This is a genomic window from Pseudomonas sp. GW821-FHT02A11 (assembly GCF_059421985.1).
On record NZ_JBWKWB010000006.1, the window covers coordinates 1 to 14,312 of the forward strand.

Genomic DNA, 14,312 nt, shown 5'->3' on the forward strand with positions numbered 1-14,312 from the left:
CTATTCGTTGCTGAAGAAAAAGCAGGATTACGACCCTGCCAGACGTTTGGGGGTTGCCCCCCAAACATAGAATCTCCCACAGAAGTAAGCATTCACCCTCAGCTACCTCCTTCCTTCAATACCCAGTAAGCTCTTCCCACGCCCAGCCCTGCTCATTCCGTTCATGCCCCTGCACCCCGCCGACCTCAAAACCCGCTTCCTCGCGCTCGACGCCTTCCTGCTCGCACACCAACACCTGTGGCGGCCAAAACCCTTCACCCATCGCCAATTACCTTGGGAAGCCCAGCACCCGGAGCTATCCACCTGGCTGCGCCAACGCTCCCTGGAAGACGCCGAAGCCGCCCACAACCACCCCGAACACCTCGACGCCCCCGAGCCCTTCGCCCAACTCGCCCGGCAATCCACAGCCCTGAGCGAAATGGACGCCCTGCCGACCCACGCCCTCAACGCCATCACCTCGCGCATGAGCGTCGACGTGCCCGGTCGCAAATGGCAACAGATCGAAGCCTTCGCCAGCAGCCTGAGCTTTCGCCAAACGCCCACACACTGGCTGGACTGGTGCGCCGGCAAAGGCCACCTCGGCCGACGCCTCGCCCACGACGGCCAGGCCCTCACCTGCCTCGAATACGACCCAGCGCTGGTTGCATCAGGCCGCCAGCTCAGCGACAAACTCGGCCTGCACGCCACCCATCTGCACCAGGACGTCATGGCCGACACCGCTGCTGACAAACTCGACGCTGATTACACCCCCGTCGCCCTGCACGCCTGCGGCGACCTCCACGTGCGCCTCATGCAACTGGCCAGCGACGCCCACTGCCAACAACTGGCCATCGCCCCGTGCTGCTACAACCGCATCGCCAGCGACCATTACCAGGCGCTGTCGAACGAAGGCCGCACCTCCTCTTTAAAGCTGTCCCTCGACGACCTCGGCCTGCCCCTCAGCGAAACCGTCACCGCAGGCGCCCGCGTACGCCGCCAGCGCGACACCTCCATGGCCCGCCGCCTGGCCTTCGACGTGCTGCAGCGCCAGCTGCGCGGCATCGACGATTACCTGCCCACCCCCTCACTGCCCAGCGCCTGGCTCGACAAACCCTTCGCCGACTACTGCCGCGACCTCGCCGAACTCAAACAACTGCCAGCCCCCGGCCCGCAAAACTGGCCAGAACTCGAAGCCACCGGCTGGCAACGCCTCGCCCACGTGCGCAACCTCGAACTGCTGCGCAACCTCTTCCGCCGCCCCCTCGAACTCTGGCTCATCCTCGACCGCGCCCTCTACCTGCAACACCATGACTACGAAGTCCGGATCGGCACCTTCTGCGCCAGCTACGTCACACCGAGAAATCTGCTCATCCTCGCCGAACGAAATGACCCACACCAAGAGCGCCAACCTGTGGATAACTCTGTTGACGAAATTCCGGCGAACGCACGGAAAACCTGATCCGCAAACGATTTCACGAATTGGTCATTTTTTAGACAAGTGTTAAATTTGCGCAAAAACAGTAGCTTGCGAACGAATGAGAACAGTTCCACAAAACCACCGCTCATCGCCTCCCCGAAGGATCACTTGTGAATAACGCCCAGCACCGGAAAGCATAAGCAGGGTAAAAAAACTGAAATTAAGGCTTTACTCGACAGACCAAATCCCTATAATCAGCGCCCACACGCCGGTATAGCTCAGTTGGTAGAGCAACTGACTTGTAATCAGTAGGTCCCGGGTTCGACTCCTGGTGCCGGCACCATGACTCAGCGAGAAAGGCTCACCGAAAGGTGGGCCTTTTTTTGTTTGTGCTGCATGTCACAACTCCACATTTCTGATTGATGGCGCCAGTTACTCTCATCAACCCGAGCGCAATACACTCGTCACACGTCTTACCCACCGGGTAGGACCCTGCAACCTGCAGGCGTGCAAAAGGCGAGTTTTTTTGCACGGAATTTGACCATGGCCAAGACGGCGCCCAAACCTGCAAAGCATCCCTATGCAAAACCTGCACTGACGCCCCAGGCACTTCTCGCAAAGCTCAAAGCCCAAGGTCTCCGAATCGAAACGATGACGAGGCCCTGAAGTACATTTCTTACGTCGGCCACTTTCGCCTGAAGGAATACTGGTTCCAATTGCAGGATGTCGTGACGAAACGGTTTCTGCCTGACACAACATTGCGCATGTCATTCGGCGCTATGAGTGTGATTGGGCGATGAGCGAATGCGTTACGCTCGGCACCTGGTCGAAAATATTCGTGATGCTGCGCGCCCTTGCGGACCGCAAGGTTATCTCCTCCAAGTTCGGCATCAGCCAGGTCGAAGTCTGTGAAAGCTGGCGCCACATCGCTGCAACGTCTCAAAAGATAGAAGCGACATAAGCAGCCTTAGTCATCATCCAGTCACTGGTACAGATAGCTGTATTAAGTAGTAGGCTGATCATCTGATTTTCTTCGAGTAGTTCTTACGAACAATTCGGCTTATATAGGTATTCAATCCTCTTCCCTCTCGAGCTAGCCGCTGAAGTTCGGAGACAACCACTGATCCGGGCTTAAAGGAATCGTACAGATATTGTGATTGATCATTGAACTGGACCAGTATCGAGCCCGTTCCTATCTCGAATCCAACTACACCTGAATCTCCATTCAAATTTCTATAGCGTTCCATAACGTCCTCACTGGCGTTCCACAGAGCAGTTTGTCACGCAAAGAACCGTAGTTAGGAGACCTTCTCCTGTCGAGCCGAGGGTTTCTCTAGCTGAGTCGACGTATGGACTTGGTCGCAACCGACACATCCCCCCACAAAACAAACCAGATCCTGTAGGACGCTTCTGAATTTAGTCGCTATCCTCCCCAACCGCTTGTACAGGCCTGACGCCGCGTCTACCTTCTCGCCCGTCGTTGCTATCAGCGACCGGGTTTAGTCGCCCGAATACGTCAGGTGTACAACGCGCCTCCATGTCTCGCATTGCTGTCCTCGGCAGCAGCGCGTGTGTTTTATGGTGGCCGTACGTGGGGCACATTCGTGTGCGCCGGATGCCTGACGTTCTGGTCGACTAACCCGCGTATGGCCGCCACCCTTCGTTTAGTCGCGAAGCGTGGCGGTTTCACCACGTCAGGAGCGTCACGATGATCAGATCCACGCCTCACCCACCCGAAATCCCGGTCACTCAATCCATCCCCTTCGGCGTCAACTTTGGCAGCCACAGTCTCTTCAATGTCCAGTCCGGTATCCGCGTGGACGACGCGTTGGTCCTGGTCTCTGAATACCTCAGTTGCGCAGCCGCCACGGCCTATGAGTCCGCTGACAACACGACGGCCGAGTTTCGGCCACTGGCCAGATCGGTCGTACATCAGATCGAAGCGGCGAAGGCGTTGGTCGAGGCTTCGCTGGCGGGGTTGGCGAGTCAGAAGCGTGAACGCGCTCAAGAAGGCGCTCGCGCGTCCGATACGCCTGTGTCCCTTTAGCAGTCGGCTCAGGCCTCAAGGCGCTCATGCGTCCTTCCTTGCTCATCCTCGATGGCGCCCTCTCGCCGGTTGTCTCCCCCTCATAAATCGCCTGCGTTTCCCAATTCACCGAGAGAGTCGAGAAACGGTTGGGAGACATAGGCGCCATTGTTCCGAGCGGCAATCATGGAATGAGCCGGAATGAGCCTATATGAGCCGCTATAGGCCAACTATGAGCCCCTATGAGCCTGAGCTTCAGGAATGAATAAGCGTGGGGTGTGGAAGCCAATAGCGGCTCAATTGCAGCGCTGAGTTAGCAACATACCGCAGCTCAACGTCTCTACCCACGCGACGCCGCTCATCCGATAACCCCCACCTCAGCCCATCCCCCGGAACCGAACCCTCTCCCTGCCACTCAAGTAATTAGCGGCTACGCTGCACGCTGACTGCTCGGCCACACGTTTATGGACAGCTTCAACGCACAAGGCTGTGACGATCCCATTTCCGGCAACGGATGACGTTTCGGCCGTCCCACGACATGCATCGACTCCACGACCTGAAATCCGGGGGGTGGAGGCATGGCTTGGCGTTTGTTGATGCCCACTATGGCTTTTGTGACGAGATGTCTGCCGCCGCGACGAGGGGGATGGTGCATTTGTACAGAGGGGCATGTCGCCCGTCGGCCATCGCCCGCACAGAACGATCACTGATAAAAGGGAATTACCATGAGCATTCTTAGCAGCATTCTTGAAAAACTCGGATTTGGGTCAGCCAATGCCAGCCCGCAAACTGCGCCTGATCCCTCTGTTGCAACGGCGACGGGAGGTACGGCGACTGCCACCGGGACGCCTGCGCCGGCCAGCGCCGAGCAGGTGAGAACCAAACTCGATGCGTTGAAACAGGCTAACGCGGGCCTGAACCCGCAATCCTCGATTGTCGACCTGTTGAAGGCCTTGGACCTGAACAGCAGCTTTGAGCATCGCAAGGCGCTGGCTAAAGAGGTCGGTATTGACCCCTATGAAGGCACGGCAGAGCAGAATGAGAAGCTGCATGCCGCTGTTCTGGCCAAGGCGTCCCAATGACCTGAGGGCCTGACCCCACCTGCAACGCTGCGCCTGACATCAGGCGCAGCGTTTTTGTTTTCAGTCGTGGCTCTTGTCGAGGGTGCGCAATTTCTGGGGCAGCGCCCACAGCAACAATCCCGCTGCAATCACGCTGGTGACGCCGATCACGTAGAGGGCGGGCGTGGTGCTGCCTGTCATGTCCTTGATGCTGCCGACCATGATCGGGCTGACGATGCCGCCGAACTGGCCGAGGGTGTTGATCAGCGCGATACCGCCTGCTGCGCCTGCGCCTGCACCGGCCAGCAGTTTGGGTGGCAGGGTCCAGAAGGCCGGGATGGAGGCGACGATGCCGCCGCCGAGCATGGCCAGCGACAGGATGAGCATGCTGGTGTGCTGGGCGAAAATGCCGGCGCTGAAGAAACCAATGGCGCCGAGCACAACCAGGCCGCACACGAACTTGCGACGCTCGCCGCTGGCATCGGACAGCCGCCCGACGACGACCATGCTGATGGCGCCGCAGATGTAGGGAATCGCAGTGAGCAGGCCGATGATGACCGGGCTCTCGACACCTGCGCTGCGAATCAGCTGTGGCGCCCAGAAGTTGAGGCCGTAGGACGCGACCTGAATCAGGAAGTAGATCAGGCCGAGCATCAGAAAGCCGGGCATTTTCAGGGCGGTGAGCAGTGAGCCGTGTTTGTTTGGTTCATGCTGGGCGATGCGGCTGGAGAGGTAGGTTTTCTCGGCATCAGTGAGCCAGGGCGCGTCGGACACACGGTCTTTCAAAATCTTCAGCACGGCGATACCCAGTGCGATACACGGCAGGCCGCCGAGCAGGAACAGCCAGTGCCAGCCGCGCATTTGCATCACGCCGTCCATGTGGCCGAGCACCAGACCCGAGATCGGTGCGCCGAGCAGTCCTGCGAATGCAGAGGCGAGGAACAGGATCGAGGTGATGCGGCCACGGTAGGTCTGCGGAAACCACAGCGTCAGATAAAACAGCACACCCGGTGCGAAACCGGCTTCCATCGCGCCGATGATGAAGCGCAGCACGTAGAACTGCCATTCGGCGTTGACGAACACCATCAAGGCGGTCGCGACACCCCAGGAAATCATGATCCGGGCGATCCAGCGGCGTGCGCCGACCTTGTACAGCATGATGTTGCTCGGCACTTCGAACAGCACGTAACCGATCACGAACAGGCTCGCGCCCAAGCCATAGGCGGTGTCGCTCAGGCTCAGGTCGGTCTGCAGCTGGAACTTGGCGAAGCTGATGTTGATGCGGTCGAAGAAGGCGAACAGGTAGCAAACCATGATCAACGGCATCAGGCGCCACGCGACTTTGCGGATCAGCGCTTTTTCGGCGCTCACAACCTCGGCGAGGCTGCTGTTCGGGTTCAGAACAGAGATTGTCATTGCGGTAACTCCAGTTGGACTTCCCAAAGGGAGCCCTTTTGTTTTTGTTGTCTGGACGAACAGGCTGTGGGGCGTGTTCGTTCGTGTTTATGGGTGCGACCCCATGCGTACTCTGGTTGTCAGCCGAGCGCCTTATGTGGGAGCCGGCTTGGTGCGGGCGGCGTTCCGACCAAAGCGTCAGGCCAGTCACGGAGGAGTTGATGACCCACCGCATTCGCCAGCAAGCCGGCTCCCACAAGGGGGGATTTTTCGACTCAGGTCGGCAGGTTTTCCGGTGCCGGATGCAGATCACAATTACGCCCGGCCTTGGCGACCTGGCCTGGCATTTCGTGCCCCAGCAGCGCAGGCAGGCCGCGCGAAAGCTTGAGCAAATGCGGCAGGTCGATGCCGGTCTCGATGCCCATTTCGTCGCACAGGTTCACCAGGTCTTCGGTGCAGATATTCCCCGACGCACCGGGGGCGAACGGGCAACCGCCCAGGCCTCCGAGGGAGGCATCGAAACGTCGCGCACCGGCTTCATACGCCGCGAGCACGTTGCTCAGGCCCAGGCCTCGGGTGTTGTGGAAGTGCAGGGTCAGCGCCGACGCCGGCAGGCGAGTCAAAACGCGTTGGACGATGCGATGCACCTGGCGCGGGTTGGCCATGCCGGTGGTGTCGGCGAGGGAGATGCCTTGCATGCCCAGCTCCAGATACGCGTCGACGATCTGCAGCACCCGGTCTTCATCGATCTTGCCTTCGAAGGGGCAGCCAAAGGTCGTCGCAATCGAGCCGTTGAGGCTCACGGCGCTGCCCGCAGCGTATGAAACGATGTCGCCAAAGGCGCTAAGCGACTGCTCGCAACGCATGCGCATGTTGGCGAGGTTGTGGGTCTGGCTGGCCGACATCACCAGGTTCAGCTCATCGGCCCCCGCTGCCATCGCGCGCTCGGCGCCTTTAAGGTTGGGGATCAGCGCCACATAGATCACGCCGGGCTGGCGCTGGATGCCGCGAAACACCTCGTCACCATCGCGCAGTGCCGGAATGGCCTTGGGCGAAACAAAAGAACCGGCTTCGATGCGGCTGAAACCGGCCATAGAAAGTTGGTTGATCAGCTCGATCTTGTCGGCCGTTTCGACCCAGGTCGGTTCGATCTGCAGGCCATCACGCGGCGAGACTTCCTGGACGATCAGGCGCTCGGAAAAGTCGGTCATCATTGCACCACCCCATCGGTCTTGAGTTGCGCGATATCGGCGACGGTCAGGCCCAGCTCGCCGAGCACGCTGTCGGTGTGTTGACCAAGCGCAGGGCCTTGCCAGTTCACAGTGCCCGGCGTTTCGGAAAGCTTGGGCACGATGCCCGGCATTTTCACGTTGGCGCCGCCGGGTAACTGCGCGTCGAGAATCATCTCGCGGGCCTGATAGTGCGGGTCGGCGACGATGTCTGCGACGTTGTAGATGCGCCCCGCTGGCACTTCGGCCTGTTCCAGTGCTTGCAGCACATCATCGATGGGCAGGCTGGACGACCAGGCGCTGATAGCGGCGTCGAGCATGTCGCTCTGCGCGGCGCGGCCATCGTTCTGGGCGAATTCAGGGGCTTCGGCCAGATCAGGACGGCCGATGGTGTGCATCAGGCGCTTGAAGATCGGGTCGCTGTTGCCCGCGATCACCACGAAGGCGCCTTCGGCGGTCGGATAGGTGTTGGAAGGCGCGATACCCGGCAGCGCGCCGCCGGTACGTTCGCGAACGTGGCCGAGCATGTCGTACTCGGGCACCAGGCTTTCCATGACGTTGAACACGCTTTCGACCAGCGACACATCGACGATCTGGCCATCGCCCTGCCCGGTTTTCACCCGCAGCAGCGACATCAGCGCGCCCATCACGGCGTGCATCGAGGCTAGCGAATCACCGAGACTGACGCCCACTCGCGCAGGAGGCGAGCCGGGTGTGCCAGTGGTGTAGCGAATGCCGCCCATGGCCTCGCCGATGGCGCCGAACCCCGGACGATCGCGATAAGGGCCGGACTGGCCGTAGCCGGAGATACGCACCAGCGTCAGTTTGGGGTTCAGCGCGTGTAGGACATCCCAACCCAGGCCGAGCTTTTCCAGCGCGCCGGGGCGCAGGTTTTCGATCAGTACGTCGGCGCTTTCGGCCAGGCGTTTAACGATCTCGATGCCTTCGGAGGATTTGAGGTTCAGCGAAAGGGATTTCTTGTTGCGCGATTGCAGGTACCACCACAGCGAGGTGCCTTCGTGGAGCTTTCGCCATTTGCGAAGTGGGTCGCCCTGCCCCATGGATTCGATCTTGATCACCTCGGCGCCGAACTCACCCATCAGGCGGGCGGCGAAGGGCGCTGCGATCAGTGTGCCGATTTCAATCACGCGCACACCGTTCAGGGGGCCTGTCATAGCGGATACCTCAAGTGTTTCTTGGAATTTGTAACCAAGACTAGAGGACCGGCGCTCGGCAAATCCAACCGTATGTTGGCAAGGGTCGTTCGCGAAACGCGAACGCTCTCACAGGTGCCGCTGAAGGTGCTCGAACAACAGCAGGCTGACCGGCGACAGCGCAGCTTTGTCACGCACCACCAGAATCAGCGTGCGTTGCGCCCAGGCGTCGCTCAGGGCTACAGCGGTCAGGCCCAATGGCGTACCCAGCAACTCAAACGCCTTACGCGGCAGGACGCCGATTCCCATGTTGGCCTGCACCATGCGGCACATGGCGTCGAAGCCCGGGACATGAATGCGCACCCGCAGCGGCCTGCCGTGGGAGCGCGCGGCGGTGTGGGTGCGCATGTTGATGGAGCTGGCGGCGTGCAGGCCGATGTGGTCGCTGCCGAGGGTGTCCTCGAACGCCACCTGATCGCGTTTCGCCAACGGGTGATCGGGACGCATCACGACCACAAGCTCATCGCGACGATACGGCACGCTGTAGAGGCCCTGCACGTCGGTGTCTTCGGAGCAGATGCCGATGTCGGCGACGCCGTCGATGAGGCCTTGCACCACGCCATTGCTGGGGCGCTCTTCAAGGTCGATCTTGACCAGGGCGTGGCTGGTGGTGAAGTCGTGCAGGTCTTCGGGGAGGAACTGAATGATCGCCGAGAGATTGGCCAGCATGCGCACGTAACCGCGCATGCCCTGCAAATGCTCGTCGAGTTCGAGGCCCATTTTTTCGAGATCCGAGAGCATGCGGCGGGCGTGATGCAGCAGGGTTTCGCCCGCCGCAGTGAGCACCATGCCTTTGGCGTTGCGCACGAACAGGCCGATGCCGAGCACCTCTTCCAGCTCCATCAGCCGCTTGCTTGCCGCCGACGTGGCAATGGCCTCGCGGGCCGCCGCACGGGTCAGTGTGCCTTCTTCATACACCGCAACGAACAGCTTCAGGGTGATCAGATCAAGGCGGCGGATGAGGTTTTTGTGCAGCATGCTGAAGGTCTCAGTGGCCGGGCGAGGCCCAGCATATACGCAAACCGACGAATGAACGTTTGCCGGTGTATCTGTCTGAGTCGTGTACCGCCCGTATTTGCGAGTGTTTACCCGGCTGGGGGCGCTGCGTCGATGCATTGATCGAACAGGCCCCTCCCCGATCACGCTGCCTTCGAGTAACGTATAGCCATGTCCCACGGGCCAGTGCCTCCACATGAGACAGCCGCGACCCGTAAACGCAACACGAGAGAAGACCCACCGTGCACAAAGTCCGATTGATCAAATACGTCTGGACCCATCAGACCCCTGAAATTTCCTCGGAATGGTCCAAGCTTCTGTATGAGGTCGAGCTGCCGTTCGTGCCGTTCCACGGCCTGAACATTCAACTGCCCGATCAGCGCGCCTGGCGGATTCGCGACGTTGAGTGGAACGTCGAGGAACAGACCTTCCGTTGCCACATCGAAGACCAGTTCATGAACCTGCTCGATGTTGACGATTCCTATGAAGACTGGATCGACATGCTCCTGGAATGCGGCTGGGAACTGAGCGGTCGTTACACCAACGAGCACAACAAGACCTGATCTCACCCTCGCTACAGGGATGTTTTTCAGCATTGCGGCGCAATGCTGTAAGTTGACCAGCAAAATCATGATCACCGAATCATGAGCCAGGAAAGAGGCCTGCCCGACAGGCCCAGTATTGACCTTGAGCGCTGCTGCCATGAAATGGATGTCTCGCTTTACCTGTTCCGCCATCGGCGCGTTGCTGGTGTGGCCGCCGATTGCGTGTGCGACACCTGACGTTGATTTCTACGCCCCCGAAGCGCCTCCTTTAACCATGCTCAATCAGGGAAAGCAGCACGGCATCGTCGGCGATGTCGCGCTCAAGGCTGTGGGCATGGCCGGGTATTCCGCGAATTTGCTGTCTTCCCCTTGGCCACGTGCTCAGCGCGAAGTGAGCATCGGCCGGGACATGCTGATCGCCCCGCTGACACGCACCCAGAGCCGCGAAGATAACTTCACCTGGATCGCCCCGATCCTGACCATGGACCGCACGTTTTTCAGCCTGACCAAACGCGTCGACAGCTTCGAAGAGGCGAAGAAGACCTTCAAACTGATCGCCGTAGGCCTGGGCACCGCACAAGAAACCCGTCTGCGCGATGAGGGCTTTCCGGCGTCGCAGATCTACCCGCTCAAGATCGGCGAAAACCCGGCGCAGATGCTGCTCAAGGGGCGGGTCGATGCCTGGTTCAACGGCGTGCCGGAGACGCGCTACTTCTGGAAGCAGGTCAGCGATCAGCCGTTGGTCATGAGCCGCATCCTGATGACCGCCAACCTGTATCTGGCGTGCTCGAAGCGTTGCGATCCGGTGATGGTGGAGAAGCTGAGAACGGCGATCGACACGCTGGAAGCCGATGGCACGCAGGAGAGGATTGAGGCGGGGTATATGAAGGGGTTGCCGGTTTGGTGAAACTGACGTTGGCCAATTTATCGCGCCCAGTAGCTCAATGCACCGGTCCAGAGGAGAAGCAGCGCTCTATCTCATCCTTAACTAAGGAACCAGGCGACAGGCTTTTGGCGGAAGTGAGGAGACGTCTGGCGTCTCCTCACCGAGTAAAGATCACCATTGATGACCTTTGAGCGTTCACGGCAACAAAATCACCTTGTCCGTACTGCCCTGATTCACCGCCGCGTAATGCGCCAGGCCCTGTTCAATCGGCGTTTCCACCAGATCGGTCGGCAGCGGCAGCTTGCCTTCGTCGAACAACTGGCCGAACTGTTCGAGCATGCGGGCGCAGGCTTCGACGTTGTACAGCAGCGAGTTGATGCCCACCACCGACCCGCCTTTGCGATACAGCGCCAGCGCCGGGAGTTGCACGTGGCCGTCCACTGGCGCGGCGATGATGGCGATGCGGCCGAACGGCGCCAAGGCCTGAACCGAGGCCGGTAGCCAGAAACCGGTGGTGTCGAAGATCACGTCTGCGCCGCCTGTGAATACCGCGCCAACCTGTGCTGCCAACTCTTCAGGCTTGCCCAGCAGAATGGCGTCGTAGCCCTGCTCTTTCAACGCCTGCACTTGTTCCGGGCGACGCACCGCTGCCAGCACTTTTGCGCCACGCACTTTCGCCAACGCGATGGCCGCGCTGCCTACCGCGCCGTTGGCACCGATCACCAGCAAACGCGTATTGGCGTCCACCAGGCTGCGCTCCAGCGCATCCCAGGCCGTGGTGTACGGCACGCCGAGGCTGGCGGCCTGGGCGAAACTCAGGGACTTGGGTTTGAGCGCCACGCCCTTGGCCGACAGGGTGATGTAACCGGCGTGGGAGCCGTTGCGCGAGAAGCCGATCTGATTGCCCGTGCCCCAGACTTCCTGCCCGATCAACGCCTGCGGGCCTTCGATCACGACACCGGAAAAGTCACGACCCGGCACTCGCGGCAGCGTGGTGTAGGGGAAACGGCCCAGCACGTTTTTCACATCGCTCGGATTCAAGCCCGCGGCCTTGATCTGCACCAGCACCTCGCCTTCTGCGGGAACGGGGGTGGGCAGCTCGACGACTTCCAGCGCAGCCAGGTCGCCGGTTCGGGAAAATTGCAGTGCTTTCATGGTGTTCACATCCAGAGAAGAGAAGCGGAAATCGCAGGAATCAGGAAATCAGGTTGGCAACCAACTGGCGGCCCATGGGCCAGAGCTTTTCGCCCGCCTGCATGCCGAGCAGACCGACCAGCGCGACCAAGGGCGGCGCAGGAGAGCGAAAGTCGAGGGCGCCGTACAACAGGCCGACGGCAATGCCGATTGCGAGGGAAATGATGTAGCTCATGACGAACTCCGGGGCTTGCGGCGTGCGGCACGATTGCGGCACGGCGGCGTGAAGCGATGACCAGAGTGTAAGAAATGGGCCGCTGAGCTACCGGCCAAGTACTTCTGAATTTCGGACAAGGCAGCCCAAAACGGTCAACCCGCCTGTTCGCCCAACGGATACTGAGAAGGCGCCACACCCAGCTCGCTACGAAACATGTCGCTGAAACTGCTGGGCGAGTACCCCATCGAACGCGCGATGGTACTGACCGGCACGCCCTGAATGATCTCAGCCACCGCAGTCGCCAGCTGCACCTGCCTGCGCCACTCAGCGAAACCCATGCCCAGCACACCCTGAAACAGGCGCGCCAGCGTACGCACACTTGCTCCGGCGTTCTCGGCATGTTGCTCGAACGAGACGTCGATCGAAGGCTCGATCATCACCGCCTGGCAGACATTCATCAGCCGTCGGTCGCTGTCGTCCGGCATCGGCACCTTCAGCAGCGAACGTTTCGCGCGCTTGAGCTCCAGCAACGCCAGGCCCACCAGCGCGCTGTAATACTCTGAATCCTTGTCTTCTTCAGCCACCAGATTGACGATCAGCTCGCGCAGCAGCTTTGCCACCTCGAAGACCTGAACCGAACTTTCCAGCGTCTGCGCCAGCGCCGGACGCAGGTAGATGTTGCGCATCTCCAGATCCGACACCACGCGAATACCATGAGGCACCCCCGGCGGCAGCCACACAGCACGCTGCGGCGGCACCACCAGCGCCTCGTTCGGCGTCTCGACCCACATCACCCCCGACATCGCATACAACACCTGCCCCCAGTCATGCTCATGGGGTTCGATGTACAACCCACGCGGATACGTGCGCGAGACGCGCTGTACAGGGACAGCAGTGTTGGTGAGATCAGGCGGCGCGGCGAGGGCCATGGGGGTGACCGGGTGACAGTGGGGAGATGGCCAATGTTAACCAGCGCTTGCGACTGGCGCTACAGCCTCCGTCAGGCACAACACAATGCAGCCGCCGTATCGCCGACCCATCGAGACTGCCTGCGAGTAATGTCGCAAGATTGCAGAACGCATCTGAGCACAGCACAGAAAAGGGCATCAGGAAGACGTTGATCGATCAACCGCTTGCGGCCACTGCTCACGTGAATGGCGAGATCACTGTTATCCAGTGTGTCGATGCTGCTGAGTTCAACCCAGCTCTCCAGCGAGAGGCTTTCCCCCGGAACACCGACGTAGTAGCCCGCACGAGGAGGTCCGAGGAAACAAGCTGGCTCTTCAACCACCCCATGAGACTTGGAGGTGAAAACAGCAGTTACCAGATCGCCTGACCCCGAATCGACCGCCAGCACGAGAACGAACTTGCGCTTGCACTCCCCCGTCACCCGATCAAAGTAGTAACACTCATCGCGCCAGATTTGTCCGGCAACCGCAACAACCCTCCCCATCAGACACCTGCGTTAAGGCGTGCGGCGTGCAGAGCCGACTGGTACATCGCTTGCTGGGTGGCAACTCGCAAAAAGGCCGAGCGATCCAGCGCATCATCAGCAATGGACAGCGCGTAAGGAATGACTTCATGACTGCCGCGCCCGTCCTGCCAGACCTTGTCCCATGCTCCGTTTTGCTCATGGGTGACGTCGATCATGCGCGGTGAATAGGTAGTTTTGTAGCGTTTGGCCAGGTCCTGCATGATCGTCAGTTGGCGCGGTGTGAAGTCATCTGCATCGAACGCGAAGCCGGGTAAGACTTCCACCTGCATCCGCTCGAAATCAACGACCCGCTGAGGAACGATACGAACGGCCTGCGCCAGATCTGGCGCAAGGTCTTCCCATTCCTCCATCAGGTCCACCGGCACCGGGCCGAACTTCCACGCCTGGTACTCGAACCCTGTCACGCTCTTGCCGGTCTGCCGAAAGTGTTCGAAATCCAGCAGGTACAGGAGTTTGAACAATTTGATCTTGCCGCAGCACTCGGTGTTCTCGGCAAAGAACACGATGGCGTTGATCAGGCGATTGCGGGTGGTTTTAGACATAGATGTTGGTTTCAAACCCGGAAAATCAGGAGCATAGACGCTACGAACGCGGATTGTACTCCGATCAAAAGTCGCTGACGGCACACCCTGATACCACCCATCTTGCGAATTTTCGAAAAACGCCAACACCGCCGCAAAACAAAAACGCCCCGATCTCTCGACCGGGGCGTTCTTTA

The 14,312-nt window shown here is 60.1% G+C and carries 14 protein-coding genes, 1 tRNA gene and 1 pseudogene; 7 read left to right on the forward strand and 9 right to left on the reverse strand.

Annotated features, from left to right (window positions below):
* Positions 1–163: 163 nt before the first annotated feature.
* The 5 genes and pseudogenes from AC07V9_RS11280 to AC07V9_RS11300 form a co-directional block, all read left to right on the forward strand.
* Positions 164–1,366: pseudogene (locus tag AC07V9_RS11280) on the forward strand (methyltransferase); the annotation flags it as partial.
* 297 nt (positions 1,367–1,663) lie between these two features.
* Positions 1,664–1,739, forward strand: a tRNA-Thr gene (locus AC07V9_RS11285).
* A gap of 453 nt (positions 1,740–2,192) precedes the next feature.
* Positions 2,193–2,357, forward strand: coding sequence for a hypothetical protein (locus tag AC07V9_RS11290; protein WP_495015799.1), 165 nt, complete (start codon positions 2,193–2,195; stop codon positions 2,355–2,357).
* 747 nt (positions 2,358–3,104) lie between these two features.
* Positions 3,105–3,443, forward strand: coding sequence for a DUF6124 family protein (locus AC07V9_RS11295; protein WP_495015800.1), 339 nt, complete (start codon positions 3,105–3,107; stop codon positions 3,441–3,443).
* Positions 3,444–4,147: 704 nt separating this feature from the next.
* A complete protein-coding gene (locus tag AC07V9_RS11300) occupies positions 4,148–4,504 on the forward strand; it encodes a DUF3597 family protein (protein ID WP_495015801.1) in 357 nt (118 codons plus the stop codon).
* A gap of 60 nt (positions 4,505–4,564) precedes the next feature.
* On the opposite strand, the gene AC07V9_RS11305 is transcribed toward AC07V9_RS11300, so the two are convergent.
* From AC07V9_RS11305 to AC07V9_RS11320, 4 genes are all read right to left on the reverse strand, one after another.
* On the reverse strand, positions 4,565–5,899 hold the full coding sequence (locus AC07V9_RS11305; protein WP_495015802.1) for an MFS transporter: 1,335 nt from the start codon (positions 5,897–5,899) through the stop codon (positions 4,565–4,567).
* A gap of 254 nt (positions 5,900–6,153) precedes the next feature.
* Positions 6,154–7,092, reverse strand: coding sequence for a hydroxymethylglutaryl-CoA lyase (locus AC07V9_RS11310; RefSeq protein WP_495015803.1), 939 nt, complete (start codon positions 7,090–7,092; stop codon positions 6,154–6,156).
* Positions 7,089–8,282: a CaiB/BaiF CoA transferase family protein gene (locus AC07V9_RS11315; RefSeq protein WP_495015804.1), complete on the reverse strand. Its 1,194-nt coding sequence runs from the start codon at positions 8,280–8,282 to the stop codon at positions 7,089–7,091. Before AC07V9_RS11315 ends, AC07V9_RS11310 begins: the two co-directional genes overlap by 4 nt.
* Before the next feature lie 108 nt (positions 8,283–8,390).
* Positions 8,391–9,299, reverse strand: coding sequence for a LysR family transcriptional regulator (locus AC07V9_RS11320; protein ID WP_495015805.1), 909 nt, complete (start codon positions 9,297–9,299; stop codon positions 8,391–8,393).
* A 260-nt stretch (positions 9,300–9,559) separates the two neighbouring features.
* On the opposite strand from AC07V9_RS11320, the gene AC07V9_RS11325 reads away from it, so the two are divergent.
* Both AC07V9_RS11325 and AC07V9_RS11330 read left to right on the forward strand, forming a co-directional pair.
* Positions 9,560–9,880, forward strand: a complete 321-nt coding sequence (locus tag AC07V9_RS11325) for a hypothetical protein (protein WP_495015806.1) — start codon at positions 9,560–9,562, stop codon at positions 9,878–9,880.
* A 139-nt stretch (positions 9,881–10,019) separates the two neighbouring features.
* A complete protein-coding gene (locus AC07V9_RS11330; RefSeq protein ID WP_495015807.1) occupies positions 10,020–10,769 on the forward strand; it encodes a substrate-binding periplasmic protein in 750 nt (249 codons plus the stop codon).
* Positions 10,770–10,943: 174 nt separating this feature from the next.
* On the opposite strand, the gene AC07V9_RS11335 is transcribed toward AC07V9_RS11330, so the two are convergent.
* The 5 genes from AC07V9_RS11335 to AC07V9_RS11355 form a co-directional block, all read right to left on the reverse strand.
* Positions 10,944–11,903 (reverse strand): quinone oxidoreductase family protein, encoded by a 960-nt coding sequence (locus AC07V9_RS11335; RefSeq protein WP_495015808.1) that lies wholly within the window; start codon positions 11,901–11,903, stop codon positions 10,944–10,946.
* Positions 11,904–11,943: 40 nt separating this feature from the next.
* On the reverse strand, positions 11,944–12,117 hold the full coding sequence (locus AC07V9_RS11340; protein ID WP_081564875.1) for a DUF1427 family protein: 174 nt from the start codon (positions 12,115–12,117) through the stop codon (positions 11,944–11,946).
* 134 nt (positions 12,118–12,251) lie between these two features.
* A complete protein-coding gene (locus AC07V9_RS11345; RefSeq protein ID WP_495015809.1) occupies positions 12,252–13,028 on the reverse strand; it encodes an AraC family transcriptional regulator in 777 nt (258 codons plus the stop codon).
* 71 nt (positions 13,029–13,099) lie between these two features.
* Positions 13,100–13,552 (reverse strand): hypothetical protein, encoded by a 453-nt coding sequence (locus AC07V9_RS11350; RefSeq protein ID WP_495015810.1) that lies wholly within the window; start codon positions 13,550–13,552, stop codon positions 13,100–13,102.
* Positions 13,552–14,136: a Panacea domain-containing protein gene (locus AC07V9_RS11355; RefSeq protein ID WP_495015811.1), complete on the reverse strand. Its 585-nt coding sequence runs from the start codon at positions 14,134–14,136 to the stop codon at positions 13,552–13,554. The genes AC07V9_RS11350 and AC07V9_RS11355 overlap by 1 nt, the downstream gene beginning before the upstream one ends.
* Positions 14,137–14,312: the final 176 nt, after the last annotated feature.